Here is a 14,527-nt window from a genome sequence, read left to right as displayed (position 1 = left end):
AGCGCGTCCGAATTGGAGGAGAACGCATGATCCTGCCGCGCGATCTGCTGCGCCGCTGCGGCGCGGCCCTGGCCGACCACGTCGCCTTCATCGACGGCGACCGCCGCCGCACCTGGGGCGACATGGACCATCGCGCCGAGCGCCTCGCCGCCGCGCTGCAAGCGCTCGGCGTCGGCAAGGGCGACGTGTGCGCCGTGCTGGCGCACGACCGCGTCGAGGTCATCGAGCACTGGTTCGGGTGTCTGAAGCTCGGCGCGCTGCGCGTGGGCATCAACTGGCGCTACGCGCCGCGCGAGATGCTGCACCTGCTGCATGACTCGGCCACGCGGGTGCTGCTGATCGAGGCCTCCTGCGTGCCGCTGCTGGCGGGCGAGCTCGACGCCCTGCGCCGGGCGGGGCTGGTCCTGATCGGCTTTGGCGCCGGGCACGGGCTGCCGCTCGATTACGAGACGCTCCTCGCCGGCACGCACAGCCGCGCGACCTTGCCGGCGCTGAGCGAGGACGATCTGGTCGCCATCAGCTACACCACCGGCACGACAGGTTTGCCCAAGGGCGCGCTGTGGACGCAGCGCGGCGTGCGCGACGCGCTGGTGTATTCGAGCCTGATGCTGGGCCTGCGCCAGTCGGACCTGTACTACGCGCCATTCCCGATGGCCGGCGTGCCGCTGCTGTGCGGCTCGCTGGGCCTGGTGAACGGCATGGGCGTGCTGCTGCCGGATGGCGATTTCGACGCCGCGAAGAGCCTCGACCTCATGGCCGGGCACCGGGCCACGTGCGGCATCTTCGTGCCGACCATGCTGCAACGCGTGCTGGAGCTTGAGGCCGCGGGGTACCACGATCTGTCGGCGCTGCGCATGGTCAGCTACGGCTCCTCGCCCGCCACCCCGCAGCTCATCCGCAGCGCCATGGGCCAGCTCGGCTGCGAGCTGATCCAGCTCTATGGACTCACCGAGGCCACCGCCGGCTGGCTGAGCTTTTTGCAGCACGAGGATCATCTTCTGGCCCTCGACGGCCGCCCGGAGCTGCTCACCTCCTGCGGACGCTCGGCGCTGCATGTCGATCTCACGATCCGCGACGAGCGCGGCGCCGCGCTGCCGGCGGGCGAGGTGGGCGAGATCTGGTGCCAGGGCTCGGTCACCATCCCGGGCTACCTGAACCGCCCGGACGAGAACGCCGAGCTGTACAGCGGCGCCTGGCTGCGCACGCACGATCTTGGCCGCTTCGACGAAGACGGTTATCTCTACCTCACCGACCGCAAAAAATTCCTCATCATCACCGGCGGCTACAACGTCTACCCGGTCACCGTGGAAGCGGTGCTCGCCGAGCACGACGCCGTACGCGAGGTGGCGGTGGTCGGCGCGCCGCACCCGCACTGGGGCGAGGCGGTGGTGGCGATCGTGAGCCTCAAGCCCGGAAAGACGGCGAGCGCCGACGAGCTGCTGGCGTTCTGCAAGCCACGCCTCGGGCGCTTCGAGCAGCCGAAGGCGGTGCTGTTCCGGGACGAACTGCCCAAGGGCGCCACCGGCAAGATCGCCAAGGCCAACCTGCGCGACGGCCTGCGCGCCGATCCGTCAAAGCTGCCCTGGCCGGCGGCCTGAGCGTGGCCTGGCGCAACGCCTGGACCATGCTGGTACTGCTCATCGCCGGGCAGATCGCCATGTCGTCGGGCTCGTACCTGTGGGGGCCGCTGGCGCCGTTCATCGTGGCCGAGCTTGGCGTCAGCAAGGCGCAGTTTGGCGCCGTGCAGTCGGCCTTCTACGTGGTCGGCGCGCTGATGGCGACGCCGGCCGGCGTGCTGGCGGACCGTTTCGACGGCCGCTGGCTGCTGCTGGCGTGCCTGCTGGCGATGGCCATTCCGCTTGCGCTGCTCAGCCGCGCCGGCACGCTCGGCGCCGTGACGGTGCTGGCCGGCCTGTGCGGCCTTGGCAACGGCGCCATCAACCAGGTCGGTGCGCGCGGCGTGCTGCACTGGTTTCCGCCGCAGCGGCGCGCCACCGCAATGGGCCTGCGCCAGACCGGCAACATGCTGGGCGCAGCGCTGGCCGCGGCGGCGCTGCCGGGGCTCGCGCAGTGGCTCGGCTGGCGCAACGCCGTATTGCTGGTAGCGGCCGTGGCGGGCGTGGCGGCCGTGGTGAGCGGCGCGCTGTATCGCGAAGCGCCCATCGAAACGGGCGCCGCGCCGGGCAAGGCGCGGCCGGGTCTGAAGGCCGTGGCCGGGCAGTTCCTGCGCAACCGGCCCTTCATGCGTTTGCTGTGGCTCGCGCCGTTCATCGCCTATGCGCAGATCGCCATGACCACGTTCTTCGTGCTGTTCCTCACCGATCACCAGCGCCTGCCGGCGGCGCTCGCGGGCAGCCTGCTCGGCGGCGCGCTGCTGGCCGCGGCAGTGGGGCGCGTCGCCTGGGGCGTGATTGCGGATCGCTTCTTCGCCACCACGCGCAGCCGATGTCTGGCGCTGGTGATGGCGCTCACCGCGCTCGCCGCCGGCGCGCTCGCGTGGCTGCCGGCTACAGCGCCGCCGTGGCTGGCGGGGCTGATCGGCCTGCTGTACGGCTTCTGCGCCATGGGCTGGCAGGGCCTGCTGATGGTGGTGATCGCGGAGTCGGTCGGCATCGCGCTCGCCGGCACCGCGGTCGGGCTGCTCATCAACGTCGCCTGGATCGGTTTCGTGCTGGGTCCGGTGGTGTTCGGCGCGCTTGCCGACGGGCCGGGCTACGTCGCCGCCTGGGTGTCGGTAGCCGGCGTGTCGGCGCTGTGCGCGGCGGTGTTGTGGCGGCCGGCCCCGGCCAGCCCGGCGGTCAACCCGACTGTCAGCCCGCCGGCAGCCTGATCGCCGGCAACTGCATCGCTGTGACCGGCGGCGGGTTCTCGCAGCGGCTGATCTCGACCAGCGTGGTCTGCGAGCTTGGCGCCTGCGCCAGCGCGGAGCTGCCGATGTCGAGCGTCAGCACGTTCGGGTTGCCGTGCTTGCACAGGCTGTCCGGGTTGCCGGGCTCGGCCGGGTCGTACCAGGCGCCGGTGGCGAGCGTCACCACGCCCGGCCGCACCAGGTCCGTCACGTGCAGGCCGGCGAGACACGCGCCGCGCGGGCTTTGCACGCGCACCACGTCGCCGTCGTGCAGACCCCGCGCCGCGGCGTCGTTGGGGTGCATCCACAGCGGCTCGCGGCCAGCGATCTTGCTCGCCTGGCTCACGCGGCCCATGTCGAGCTGGCTGTGCAAACGCGTGCGCGGCTGGTTGGTGATGAGATGCAGCGGGTACTGCGCGGCGAGCGGGCTGCCCAGCCACTCGGCCGGTTCGAGCCACGCCGGATGCGGCGGACAGTCGGCGTAGCCGAAGCCCGCGATGGCGTCCGAGTACAGCTCGATGCGGCCGGACGGCGTATTCAGGCGATGCGCTTCCGGATCGGCCCGAAAGCCGGCCAACATGACGTGCGGCTCCGCCTTGGCCGGCACTTCCACGTAGCCCGCCGCCCAGAAGCTTTCGAAATCCGGCAGCTCCACCTGCATGCGCGCGGCGCCGGCGCGGGCTTCCTCGTACACATGGCGCAGCCACCCGGCGGCGTCGCGGCCCTCCGTGAACGCCTCGCCCACCCCGCTGCGCGCGGCGAGCGCGGCGAAGATGTCGAACTCCGCCCGCGCCTGCCCGATGGGCGCGATGGCGGCGCGGTTGGCAGCGATGTAGCGATCGCTCATCAGCCAGGCGCTCGACAGGTCGTCCCGCTCCAGCGCCGTGGCGCAGGGCAGCACGATGTCCGCGTGGCGGGCGATCGGCGTCCACCAGGCGTCGTGCACCACCACCGTGTCCACGCGCTGCCAGCCGCGCAGCAGCTTGCCCAGATCCTGATGGTGGTGGAACGGGTTGCCGCCCGCCCAGTAGATGATGCGTGCGTCGGGATAGCGCACGGTCTGCCCGTTGAACTCGCAACTGCCGCCAGGGTTCAGCAGCATGTCCGAGACCCGCGCGACCGGGATGAACGCGCCCGTTGGGTTGCGCCCGGCCGGCAGTTTCGGGATCGGGAAATGCCGCCGCGGCACGCCGGTGCCGCCGGTGCCGTAGCCGCAGCCAAAGCCGCCGCCAGGCAGGCCGATCTGCCCCACCATGGCGGCCAGCGTGATCAGCGCCCAGTAGGCGAGTTCGCCGTGGTGCTGGCGCTGCACGGACAGCGAGCAGTTGATCATCGTGCGCTTGCTAACCATGCGCCGGGCGAGCGTGCGGATGGCGTCCGCCGGAATGCCGGCGATGGCGGCAGCCCAGTCGGCATCCTTGGGCTGGCCGTCGGACTGGCCGGCGAGATACGGCACGAAGCGCTCGAAGCCGACGCAGTAACGGGCCACGAAGTCGCGGTCGTAGAGGTTTTCGGCGTAAAGCGTGTGGGCCAGCGCCAGCATGATGGCGGTGTCGGTATTCGGCCGCGCTGGCAGCCACTGCGCGTGCAGGTTGCCGGCCAGGTCGTCCCGCAGCGGGCTGATCAGCACGCACTCCACGCCGCGCCGCGCAAGCTGCGCGAGGTACATGGGCGTTTCGTGCACCGCGGCGCCGCCAAAATCCGCCTGCGCGTTCTTCAGCGGCAGCCCGCCGAACGCCACCACCAGCTCGGTGTGCTCGACGATCGAGCGCCAGTCGGTCGGCATCACGATCGCTTCGAGGCTGCCGACCACGTGCGGCAGGATGTAAAACGCCGCGCCGGCGCTGTAATTGCCGACGCTGTCCGTGTAGCCGCCGAGCAGGTTCAGATACCGATGCAGCAACTGCGTCGGGTGGTTCACCGTCGTCGCGCTGCCCCAGCCGTACGAGCCGGCATAGATGCTGGTGTTGCCGTGCGCGCCACGCACGCGGTCGATCTCGCCGGCCACAAGATCGATGGCCCGCTCCCACGACACCGGTACGAAGGCTTCGCCGCCACGCTTCGCTGGGGCCGGCCCCTTGTCGAGCCAGCCCTCGCGCACCATCGGCTGCGTGATCCGAAGCGGACTGTGCACGGCGTCGATCAGCGACTGGCCGAACGCGGTGGGGTGCGGGTCGGCGGCAAAGGGTCGCAGCCCGGTGACGCGCCCATCCTCCACCTGTGGATGGAAAAGGCCCCAATGGGTGAACGTCGGCGACGCGGGAATGTCGTTCATGTCATAGGTCCGAACGTGTGGCATTCAACAGGAACTGCGGTTCGGCCCAGTTTGCCAGCGTGATCGCGTCCGGGATGACACCCCGGCTGACCAGAAAGGACTGCGTCCGATCCAGGATGGACAAGCACTCGGCATCGAGACGCGGCACGAGGTGCCGATGGAAGTCGCGCCCAAGCGCCATCCACACGGCCTCCTCGCTGACCCCGAAATTCTCGGCGTGAAGTGAGGCGACCTCGTCCGGATGGTCTGCTGCCCAGTGCGCCGCCTCCACGACGACGTCCACTGCGACCTGCACGAGGTCCGGTCGCTGCGCGGAAAGCTCGCTGCTGATCGTCCAGGCGCTGACGTAGTCATTGGCGCTGTCGGCGCCGAGATCCTCGATCAACCTGCCAAAGCCGCGTAATTCTGTCTGCGCGACGTAGGGCAGAAACGAGAACACCGCATCAACGCGCCGCTCAACCAGCGCCCGAACCTGCGGATTGCCGTCGGGGCCCGTGGCGTCAGGAAACAGGTCCTTCGGAGCAAAGCTCGCGGCGCCCTCCGCCACTTCGCGACGGTGGGCGGCCCACGGATTCGGCACCTCAAGCAACTCGACCTGGTCCAGCCTGAGCCCGGCGCGCCTGAGGATGTTGAGCAGGGCCCGCGCCTCCCATGTCCCGAGCGCCCGCTGGGTGCTTTCCCAGGCATCCCCGTCGAAGCCAGCGGCGCTGCCGGCCTGCAACATCGCGCGCCCGTTCGGGGTAATTCCTATGCGCCGTCCGGCAAGCGCGGCGACGCTGGAAATCGCATCGTCCCGCCGCACCAGAAAACCCTGGCGCGTGCGGCAGGGCGTCAACCCGATCAAGCGCGTTGCCCCCGGGGTCCGCAACCCTTCCGCGAGCAGCGGCGGAATCTCCCCGCCGAACCGCGAGTAGCGAGGTAGATCAAACGAAAAATGCGCCGCCGACAAGCTTGCGGGGAGCAGCTGGAAGCTCAGTCCCGCGCGAGCGAAACTCTGCCCAAACCGCTTTACCGCAATCAGAAACGCATTTGGGACCGGGCAATTGCTGTAATAGATCGTATTCACAGGCCAACCAGATCAGCGCCATCACTGCCAAGTTCAATCAAATCAGCACTGACAAGGCGCGGGGCAAGGTTCGTTGATCAAACAGGATGCGCCGCCGACGGATCCGAAGCTGACCTGATTCCCGCGCAACGATATCCTGACGGGCGCCTACAAAGAACGCTTCGGTATCTTCGAGTCGCGACTGGAACACGATGAAATTCACGTCCACGACTATTGTGCCGTCAGTATCATCGGGGGCAACGCGGACATTGCTCAGCAGGTGCCGGGTTCGAGACGGTGGCTGCTCAGCGTGCGCAAAACGAGTGGCGAGACGTTTGATACGCAACTCCAAGAAGGACTTCTTCTCGTTAAAGATGCTGAATCCTTCGTTCTCAGGTACAGCCCGCGGTACTTGCTGCACCGGCACGATCGGCGACAGGTAGGTTGCGTCCTCTGCAAACAACGCGAGCCAGTCGTCAAACCTGCGCGTATCCAAGAGGTCGGCTTCGCGAAACAGGAACTGCTCGACTTCATGCTGGAGGTGCGGATCAACCACGGCCGGCATCCCCATTCATGCACGACAGCCAGTAACTATAAAAATTGCGCTGGTTCTGTTCGGTGATACTCGGGTAGACCTGTCCCGGCAGACGGCTGTCCGTACGCGGCGGTGTGCCTAAGCCCATCGTGTAATCGAAAGGCGCCCGGCGGGACACCACTCCGCGCGACGCCGCCGTCACCTGCTCGATATTCTCCACATCATCCTGACCAAAAAATCCGGCAACTGCCTGCTCGCCGGTGGGCAACTCCAGAACGTATTCACGCAAGGCCCTTGGCGCCTCCGAGTCATAGGTGAGTGACTGCCACACCTCCATCGCGTTCGCGCCGCGCGGATGCCACCAGATCAGCGTGCTTGCATGAAAGACGCTGAAGTCGTTGAAGGAAAAATGCGGAAAGATGTTGCTCACACCCAGCCCGAACAGCTCGGACTGCGCCTCAGTGCCAACGCGAACCAGCTTGAACCTGAGCGCCTCCAGGTATTCCACCGCTTCAGGGCCGAGCGTCTTGGCCCAGGCGAGTTCCGCCGAGAATTTTGTGCCGGGGTCGGGAATTAACTGCGTGCCATGCCCGTAGGGAAACGACACCGTGTGATCAGGGCCGGTTCCCAAAATGGGCGGTAACGCACCCGTGATAATTGCCGAGGCGTGCGTGTGCGTTGTATGGTAGTTGTCCCCAGCAAAATTCTCCGCCGCAACCTTCCAATTGCCGGCCACTTTGTATCGCTGCTGTCCCGGCAATACTTCCAATCGCCCCAACTGGCGTGCGGCCATCAACTCCAGATACCAGCGCAGATCCCCCAGGTATGTCCTCAGCGGCACTACGTCAGTGTCCCAACTGGCGAAAATGAATCCCGCGCAGCTTTCCACTTTAGGCGCCTCTATCAAGGCGCGTGACTCCCTCTGGAAGTTGGCGCCATACGCCGCCAGCTCGTGCGGCACTGCGGCCAATCTTCCCGATGTATCAAACGTCCAGCCGTGATAGGGGCACTCGAACGCGCGTGCATTACCCGCCTCCTCCCGGCAGATTTTCATTCCCCGGTGAGTACAGGAATTGAGAAATACCCGAATTTGACCGGCCACGTCGCGCGTTACGAGTACCGGGTCCTCGCCCATGTACTGAGTAAAAAAGTCGTTCGGCGCCGCCAGCTGCGACTCATGCCCCACCACGAGCCAGCACTTCGCAAATACACGCTCCAATTCGGCGCGATAAACCGCCTCGTCGAAATAGACATCGCGACCGATGAAGCCGCGCTCAAGATCAACCAGCGCGCACAGTTGCATGACTTGCCCTCTACACTTAGCGGGCGACCCTGCTCAGCACGTCAACGGTGACATCGTCCGGCGATAGGGTTGCCGGCGCCACGTCCCAACCGACGGCGACGGTGGCGTGCTCGCGCTGGATGTCGATGATGTGTGCGAGATAGCGCGTGATCCAGCTGCGACCGTTGGAATCGGCGGCCGCTCCCGGCGCGAGCATGTCAACTTTCCAGAGCTTCCCGCCTTTGTCGTACGCCTCCATGTAGCGCGCGAAACCTGGGTAGTCTACGGAGATGAAATAGACCTTCTTGCTGTAGGGATGGTGCTCCGGGGGAAAGGCTTCCACGACATCAACGAGCACCGGCCCCCACTCCTGAATGGGGTTCCAGTGCGGCCAATTATTCAGATCAATGTATGGAAATTCGGCCGCCTTGTCCGGAGCGCCTCGAACGGTTTGAGGCACTTCAAGCTGCATACCGAGCACATACTTGCGACCGACGTATCGGAAATCCCGGTACCACGCCGGGTTTGCATTGAACGCATTAATGTCATCGTAAAGGAGGTCGCTACCTCCGACGGGATCCATCCAGGTACCCGACGAGAACCGCCGAACGCGCCGTATTGACTTGATATACCCCCAAGTGTCGTCGAGACGACCATCGCTGTAGCGATGTGTCAGCAAAGCAAAACCCTTGGCGTCGTATGGGGCCTTTACGTAGACCATCTCCTTCTTGGCGATCTTGCCGTCGCCCAGCGTGTGCGGCTCCAGTGTTCTGCCTACCATAGGCAAATTGGTGAAGTGCCAAGTCTGATGTTGATCCAGGCCATCCTCTCCGTCAATGAGCAATTGATCATAATCTCCATCCAGGGAGGGACCAGACGTAGAGAAGTAGTAAAAGCTGTTCCACATTGCCATGTACCCCGCCAATGAATTGGCGGGGTCGATGGTCGGAAATGGCGTGCCGGCCACGTAGTTGCTAAGCAATTTGGTCGTGGGATCGATCTGGACCTGTCCCGCGTATTTCTGCGTCGCTTCGTAGTAGCTCGGATCGATTGCCTGTTTCTGAATTTTTTTGAGCTTAATCTGAAGCGCGTACTTGCGAATCATGAATTGCATGGATTCCGGCATAACGTCGGCGATGGCCTGACCGTCGAACGATTCCTTGAGCATGGCGTCGATGTTGCCGGCGTTGATGACCGTGCCGGCAGGCAACTCGGCGGCGCTCGCGGCTGTCAGCCAAAGACCGGCAGCGAGGAATAGCGTTGTCTGCGTGCGTGACATTGGTTTCTCCTCAACGGGGCGGGGCCCCTGACACTTGGTTACTCGACGGGGATGCGGTTGCTGGCACTAGAACAGGTAAGTGGCCCGGAACAGCAGTTGGCTGTTATTGCCGCCAAGACCCAGCAGGTGGGTATCGTTTTCCACATCCGATTGCCGCTTCTTGACCCCGTGTGCCGGCAGGTTGATCGTGGCTTCGGCATAGAACCGCCAGTGGTCACCAAACTTGTAATCCACCGCGGGAATCAGGATCGCATCGCCGAAGTTGAGGTCGTACAGCAGCGCGATGCTGGGGTTGATGTGGTCATGGTCGTAATTGAGGGTCAGCGTGGTGGTGAAGATCGGCTGATGCTCGCGGGCCGCTGCACCGTAGCCGAATACCTCCACAATGTCGTCGCTACGACGATGATTCAGAATCCACTGATCGAAAATTTCGACTGTCCATAGACTCGGTCGCTGCGTTTTCAAGACGTTCTGGGTCCACCGAATCGTCTTGTCGAACCCGATCATCGGTCGGAGGGTGGCTTTTTCGATGATCCCGCCGAGTCCGGGGACATTGCCGAGGGGCACAACCGAGCCCGGCGGACCGCCAAAGAACACGCCAGGCAAGGCCAGATTGAAATTGGTGCCAACGTTATACGGCTGATTCGGCACGTAGGCGACTTCGCCGCGCAGCACCAGCGCCTGACTCGAAATGTCCGACGTGAACGTCAGGCCAAAAATGTCAATCTTGGGGTAGATGATCTCTGAAATGCCATTTCGGGGTGCGGTCCCCATGGGCTGCGCAGCCACGCCGAACGGGTTGCCGACGGTGATCGTCGAGGCTTCGATTCCGGTGGAGTTGACGATCGCCTCGCGATTCAGGCCCCGGTAATAGAGCAGCGAGTAATCCAAAGCGTGGTCGAACAGGCTGTGGGTCCAGCGCACGCCATAGTTGGCGTCGTCGGTGTCACCTGCCGGGTTGTGGAAGTTGTTGGGGGCGCTGCCGAGGCTGTTGACGCCGCGATAACCAGCGCCCGAATCCCGGCTGCCGAACAGATCCCGCTGCGTGATGACGTCCCGCGCGCGATCCCAGCCAGGTCGAAAGATGAATTGCAACTGACCTTCCGTGTACGGCACGTCCACCGACAGGTTGGCGAGCCAAAGCGGGCTGCGGGTTTCCTCGTTTTCGCGCTCGATGGCGCGCCAGCGCAGGTCGAAGCCGTTGACGATATCGGTGGCTCTGAAGAAATCCGACTCGCCCCACACCACCTGCTGCTTGCCGAGAATGAGGTGCGCCGACGACCCGACGTCGAATCCAACGTACAGCTCGCGCAGCGACTCCTCGTTGTACTTGTCCTTGACGATGGAGCCACCGGGGAATGCGCCAGCCTGTGCGGCTTTTTCGAGCTCCTCCAGGTAGGGCGTGCGGTTTTCCCGGCTGAAGCGGCCGACCGCCTTGACGTAGAAGGAGTCGAACTTGGCGTCGGCGTCCAGCTTGAGGACGGTGCGCGCCATCGACAGTTGCCCGGCGCCGCCGATGCGTTCGCCGTGCGCGTTGGGCTCCGGCTTGTCCTCAAGGTTCAAGGACAGGTACTCGCGTACGTACCCGTGCAGCGCGTACTCGGCGGCGCCCGCTTGCGTCGCCACCAGGGCGCCGGACAGCGCCATCACCAATGATCCGAACGCCGACCCGCTCCGGTTGCCGGTCACGGCCATGATTCCCCTCCGTTGGTGAGCCCGCGGTGCTCGGGGGCACCGCTGTGTAATCGATTGAGTCCAGGCCGTCAGGGCATGGACTTCCTGAACCACAGCATCGCGCGTGCCAGCGGAAACCCTTTAGCAATAGATTGTTATCAATGAGAAAAACCACAGACCCTTCGCGCTGCGCCGGGAGCCAACTCAGAAAATTCCAACATTGAAGGTCTTTCTGCGCGGAATTTTCGTAAAGTCGGCTCGGGAGATTCCGGGGGGAGACGCGCGATGAACGAGACCTTGCGGGACTTGCCGCTGGGCGCGGCGTTGGGCGCGCCTGACATTCAAGATCTGTTGTGGATTCCGGGCGCCGGCGGCGGTGCGTGGTTAGGCGAGCAGCGCGTGCTGCTGTTCTACCCGTCGAGTTATCAGGCGCTGGTGCGCGCGCTGATGGAGGACGCGGGCCCGGAGGCGGCGCGGCGCGCCATCATGCGCATGGGGTACACCGCCGGCACCAACTCGGCCGCGCTGCTGCACAAGGCGGGTGACGGCGAGGTCAACGCGCACAGCTTTACGCGGGCGCTACAGATGCTGAGCATCGTCGGGGTAGCGCAGGCGGGGGAGGTCGAGGTCGACATCGACGCCGCGCGCGGCCGTTTTCAGGCCCGCATCAGTTGGACCCAGTCGCTCGACGCGGACTTTTACCTGTCGAACCTTGGCCTGTCGGCGGGGCCCGTGTGCCACAGCCTGGTCGGCTACATGAACGCCTACGCGTCGGCCCTGGTGGGCGTACCGGTGGCGTTTCGGGAAGTCGAGTGTCAGGCGTGCGGCCACGCGCAATGCCGCGTCATCGGCCATACGGTGGCCGACTGGGGGGACGAGGCGGCCGAGCTCGACTATTCGCGGCCGCACGCCCTCATCAACCGCTTTGCGACCGGTGACGGCACTGCTCACCCGAGCGACGACCCGGACCTGGTGGGTGCCTCGCCCGGCTTCACGGGGGCGTTTCAGCTGCTGGAGCGGGTTGCACCGACCACTGTCGACGTGTTGCTGCTTGGCGAAACCGGCGTCGGCAAGGAACTGTTCGCGCGCGCCCTGCACCGCATCAGCCCGCGGCGCGACGGGCCGTTCGTGGCGGTCAATTGCGCGGCGCTGCCGGACGGGCTGATCGAGGCCGAACTGTTCGGCGTGGAACGCGGCGCCTTTACCGGTGCGACTCGATCACGCGCCGGACGTTTCGAGCGGGCGCACCAGGGCACGCTGTTTCTGGACGAGATCGGCACGCTGTCGTACGCCGCCCAGAGCAAGTTGCTGCGGGTGCTGCAAACGCGCGAGATCGAACGGGTGGGCGGCGACCACACCCAGCGGGTGGACGTGCGTGTGGCGGCCGCAACCAACGAGGCGCTCGAAACCGCGGTTCGCGAAGGCCGCTTCCGGGAGGATCTGTACTTTCGCCTGTCGACGTTTCCGGTGCGGATCCCACCGCTGCGCGAGCGCACCGACGACATACCGCTGCTGGTCGGCCACTTTCTGGCGCGCTACCGCCAGCTGCACGGACGGCGCGTGTCCGGCTTCACGACGGCGGCACTGAAGGCGCTGATGCAGCACGCCTATCCCGGCAACGTGCGCGAGCTGGAGCAACTGATCGAGCGTGCCGTCATCCTGACGCCGGACGACCAGCCCATCGACGTGACGCAGCTGTTTTTCAGGCCGCTGGCCGGGCTCGCCGCAAGCTCAGGCCCGCGGATCGCGGACACGGCCGTCGAGGGCACCGCGCCGCAAGCCCTGCGTACGCTTCTCGACGAAAACTGGTCCCTGGGCGACCTCGGGGAAGCGTTCGTCGAGCTCGCGCTGGAGCGTTCGGCCGGCAACGTGGCGCAAGCCGCGCGCCTGCTGGGCGTGAGCCGGGCGCAGATCGACTATCGAATCCGTCGTCGGCGGGGGCGCGCGGCCACTGAATGACGCGGCGGTGTTCTTGTTCTCCTGCCGACGCGGAAGCGACCTCAGGGGATCGCCCTCATCGGCAGGACGCGCAAGCATCGTGCGCTCCTACCCACCACCGTGCGCTGAACGCGATCACTCCATCCCATGCACCATGAGGCGCCCGCGCTGGGCCGGCTGGTCGTGCCGGTCCATGTCGATCACCACATCGAACTCGCTCTGCGCCGCCGGGCGCGGCTCGATGCCTTCGAGCTTCAGCACACACCGGGCGCCGGTGGCGTCGAGCACGTCCGTCAGCTCCATGACGCTGCCATCGAACCACGCGAACCGGCAGCCCGCCACCGGCCCGTCGCTCACCGCATCCGCCGAGTGCTCGGCGCAGGCAAGCAGCACGATGCGCCCGTCGTGCGCGAGCGCGGCGTCGGTCACGCTGAACGCGCAGCCCTCCGCGGCGCCGAAGTCGAGCTGCGTGACGGCGTGCAGGCCGGGCGGCGGGCGGGCGTGATCGCCATCCAGCCAGGCGAGGAACGCCGCAAGGTCGATCGCCCCCACAGCGTTGACCGGGGCGACGCCGGCGCGCACGGCACCATTGCCGCGCTGGAACAGCAGCAACTCGTCGCCCCGCACGAGCGCGCCTTCGAGGTTGAGTTCCGAACCCGCGAAGGCCGGCACCGCGCGCAGGCCGGCATAGAAGCGCGGCGCCGGGATCAGCGTCGGTCCCGTGCGCTCGTCGAACAGCACCAGCGTCTCGCGCGCCGCTTTCGAACCGGAGCCGAACACCACCAGGCGCCCATCGCCGAGCGCGGCGCAGGCTTCGAGGTCGAGCTTGAGACGCTTGTTGCCGATCGCGTCGTCAAACACCCGCCGGCCGTCCGGCCCGACCGGCAGCAGCACGGCCTGCGCCGCGCCGCCGGTAACCGGCAGCATCGCCAGCGCGCTGGTGTCGTCCTGCGCCACCAGCAGATGGCTGCCGAATCGCCGCACGGCCGATGCCGCGCGCACGTGGCCCGGCAGGTCGTCGGGCACTGACGCCCCGCCGGCGTACACCAGCGGCTGCACCTGGTCCAGCACGGCCGTCAGGTGTGGGGCGAGCCGGCCGCGGCAGGAACCAACGCGCATGCGAGACCTCGTCGACGGCGGTGACGCGCAAGGCGCGCCAGCCGGGCCACGCGCTGCGTCTACCGGCCGAACCGGATGATGCATCGGCAATCGGCGGCACGTCCTCAACCGGGCCTGGCGCCAAGCGCGTCGACCGTGGGCCCAAGCGCAGCCCTACCCCGCCTGGTACGCCCGCAGCTGCTGGTAGAGCTGGTCCTTCAACTGCATGCGTTCTTTCTTGCGCTCTTCGAGGTAGGCGTCGGAGGTGTTCTCGACACCGGTTTCGATGCGGTGCACTTCCTGGTCCAGCGCGTGGTAGCGGGCGAACTGCGCCGCGAAGTGGGCGTCGCCCACCTTCAGCGCGTGAATGGCGACGTGGTACTCGGGGAACTCGTGGTGCAGGTCGTGCTTTTCGAGGCTCATCGGGGCTCCGTTGCGTAGACTGCCGGGCCGGTTCGCGGTGGCGCCAGCCCGGCGCGGCGCCACGGTTTGAGCCTAGCGGCCCGCCGCGCGGCGGGCATTGATGGCGCGCAAGCGCCGCCAACCCTTCGGA

The 14,527-nt window shown here is 66.3% G+C and carries 11 protein-coding genes; 3 read left to right on the top strand and 8 right to left on the bottom strand.

The window, feature by feature from the left end; genetic code table 11:
* Window positions 1-26 precede the first annotated feature (26 nt).
* Together AB7F93_RS06145 and AB7F93_RS06140 are read left to right on the top strand one after the other, a co-directional pair.
* On the top strand, window positions 27-1,598 hold the full coding sequence (locus tag AB7F93_RS06145) for a class I adenylate-forming enzyme family protein (RefSeq protein WP_428302010.1): 1,572 nt from the start codon (window positions 27-29) through the stop codon (window positions 1,596-1,598).
* 2 nt (window positions 1,599-1,600) lie between these two features.
* Complete coding sequence (locus tag AB7F93_RS06140) at window positions 1,601-2,830, top strand: MFS transporter (protein WP_428302009.1); 1,230 nt, start codon at window positions 1,601-1,603, stop codon at window positions 2,828-2,830.
* Here the strand turns inward: AB7F93_RS06140 and AB7F93_RS06135 are convergent.
* The 6 genes from AB7F93_RS06135 to AB7F93_RS06110 all read right to left on the bottom strand — a co-directional run bounded on the left by AB7F93_RS06135 (window position 2,811) and on the right by AB7F93_RS06110 (window position 10,959).
* Entirely contained in the window at window positions 2,811-5,123 is a 2,313-nt protein-coding gene (locus tag AB7F93_RS06135; RefSeq protein ID WP_428302008.1) for a molybdopterin-dependent oxidoreductase, read from the bottom strand. The genes AB7F93_RS06140 and AB7F93_RS06135 overlap by 20 nt on opposite strands.
* Window position 5,124: 1 nt before the next feature.
* On the bottom strand, window positions 5,125-6,189 hold the full coding sequence (locus AB7F93_RS06130) for a 2'-hydroxybiphenyl-2-sulfinate desulfinase (RefSeq protein WP_428302007.1): 1,065 nt from the start codon (window positions 6,187-6,189) through the stop codon (window positions 5,125-5,127).
* Between the two features lie 37 nt (window positions 6,190-6,226).
* Window positions 6,227-6,724: an aromatic-ring-hydroxylating dioxygenase subunit beta gene (locus AB7F93_RS06125; RefSeq protein ID WP_428302006.1), complete on the bottom strand. Its 498-nt coding sequence runs from the start codon at window positions 6,722-6,724 to the stop codon at window positions 6,227-6,229.
* Window positions 6,717-8,006, bottom strand: a complete 1,290-nt coding sequence (locus AB7F93_RS06120; RefSeq protein WP_428302005.1) for an aromatic ring-hydroxylating oxygenase subunit alpha — start codon at window positions 8,004-8,006, stop codon at window positions 6,717-6,719. Before AB7F93_RS06120 ends, AB7F93_RS06125 begins: the two co-directional genes overlap by 8 nt.
* Window positions 8,007-8,022: 16 nt before the next feature.
* Window positions 8,023-9,264: a DUF1329 domain-containing protein gene (locus tag AB7F93_RS06115; protein WP_428302004.1), complete on the bottom strand. Its 1,242-nt coding sequence runs from the start codon at window positions 9,262-9,264 to the stop codon at window positions 8,023-8,025.
* A gap of 66 nt (window positions 9,265-9,330) precedes the next feature.
* Complete coding sequence (locus AB7F93_RS06110; RefSeq protein WP_428302003.1) at window positions 9,331-10,959, bottom strand: DUF1302 family protein; 1,629 nt, start codon at window positions 10,957-10,959, stop codon at window positions 9,331-9,333.
* Between the two features lie 264 nt (window positions 10,960-11,223).
* Between AB7F93_RS06110 and AB7F93_RS06105 the strand changes: the two genes are divergently transcribed.
* Window positions 11,224-12,897: a sigma 54-interacting transcriptional regulator gene (locus AB7F93_RS06105; RefSeq protein ID WP_428302002.1), complete on the top strand. Its 1,674-nt coding sequence runs from the start codon at window positions 11,224-11,226 to the stop codon at window positions 12,895-12,897.
* Window positions 12,898-13,011: 114 nt separating this feature from the next.
* Here AB7F93_RS06105 and AB7F93_RS06100 read toward each other — a convergent pair whose 3' ends face one another.
* Window positions 13,012-13,995: a DUF6929 family protein gene (locus tag AB7F93_RS06100; protein ID WP_428302001.1), complete on the bottom strand. Its 984-nt coding sequence runs from the start codon at window positions 13,993-13,995 to the stop codon at window positions 13,012-13,014.
* 153 nt (window positions 13,996-14,148) lie between these two features.
* On the bottom strand, window positions 14,149-14,397 hold the full coding sequence (locus tag AB7F93_RS06095) for a YdcH family protein (protein WP_428302000.1): 249 nt from the start codon (window positions 14,395-14,397) through the stop codon (window positions 14,149-14,151).
* Between the last annotated feature and the right edge of the window lie 130 nt (window positions 14,398-14,527).

Origin of the sequence: Immundisolibacter sp., assembly GCF_050250495.1 — a bacterium.
In the GTDB taxonomy this organism is placed as follows: domain Bacteria; phylum Pseudomonadota; class Gammaproteobacteria; order Immundisolibacterales; family Immundisolibacteraceae; genus Immundisolibacter.
The sequence above is the reverse complement of the archived record's forward strand: the minus strand, read 5'-3'. Positions and strand labels throughout refer to the sequence as shown.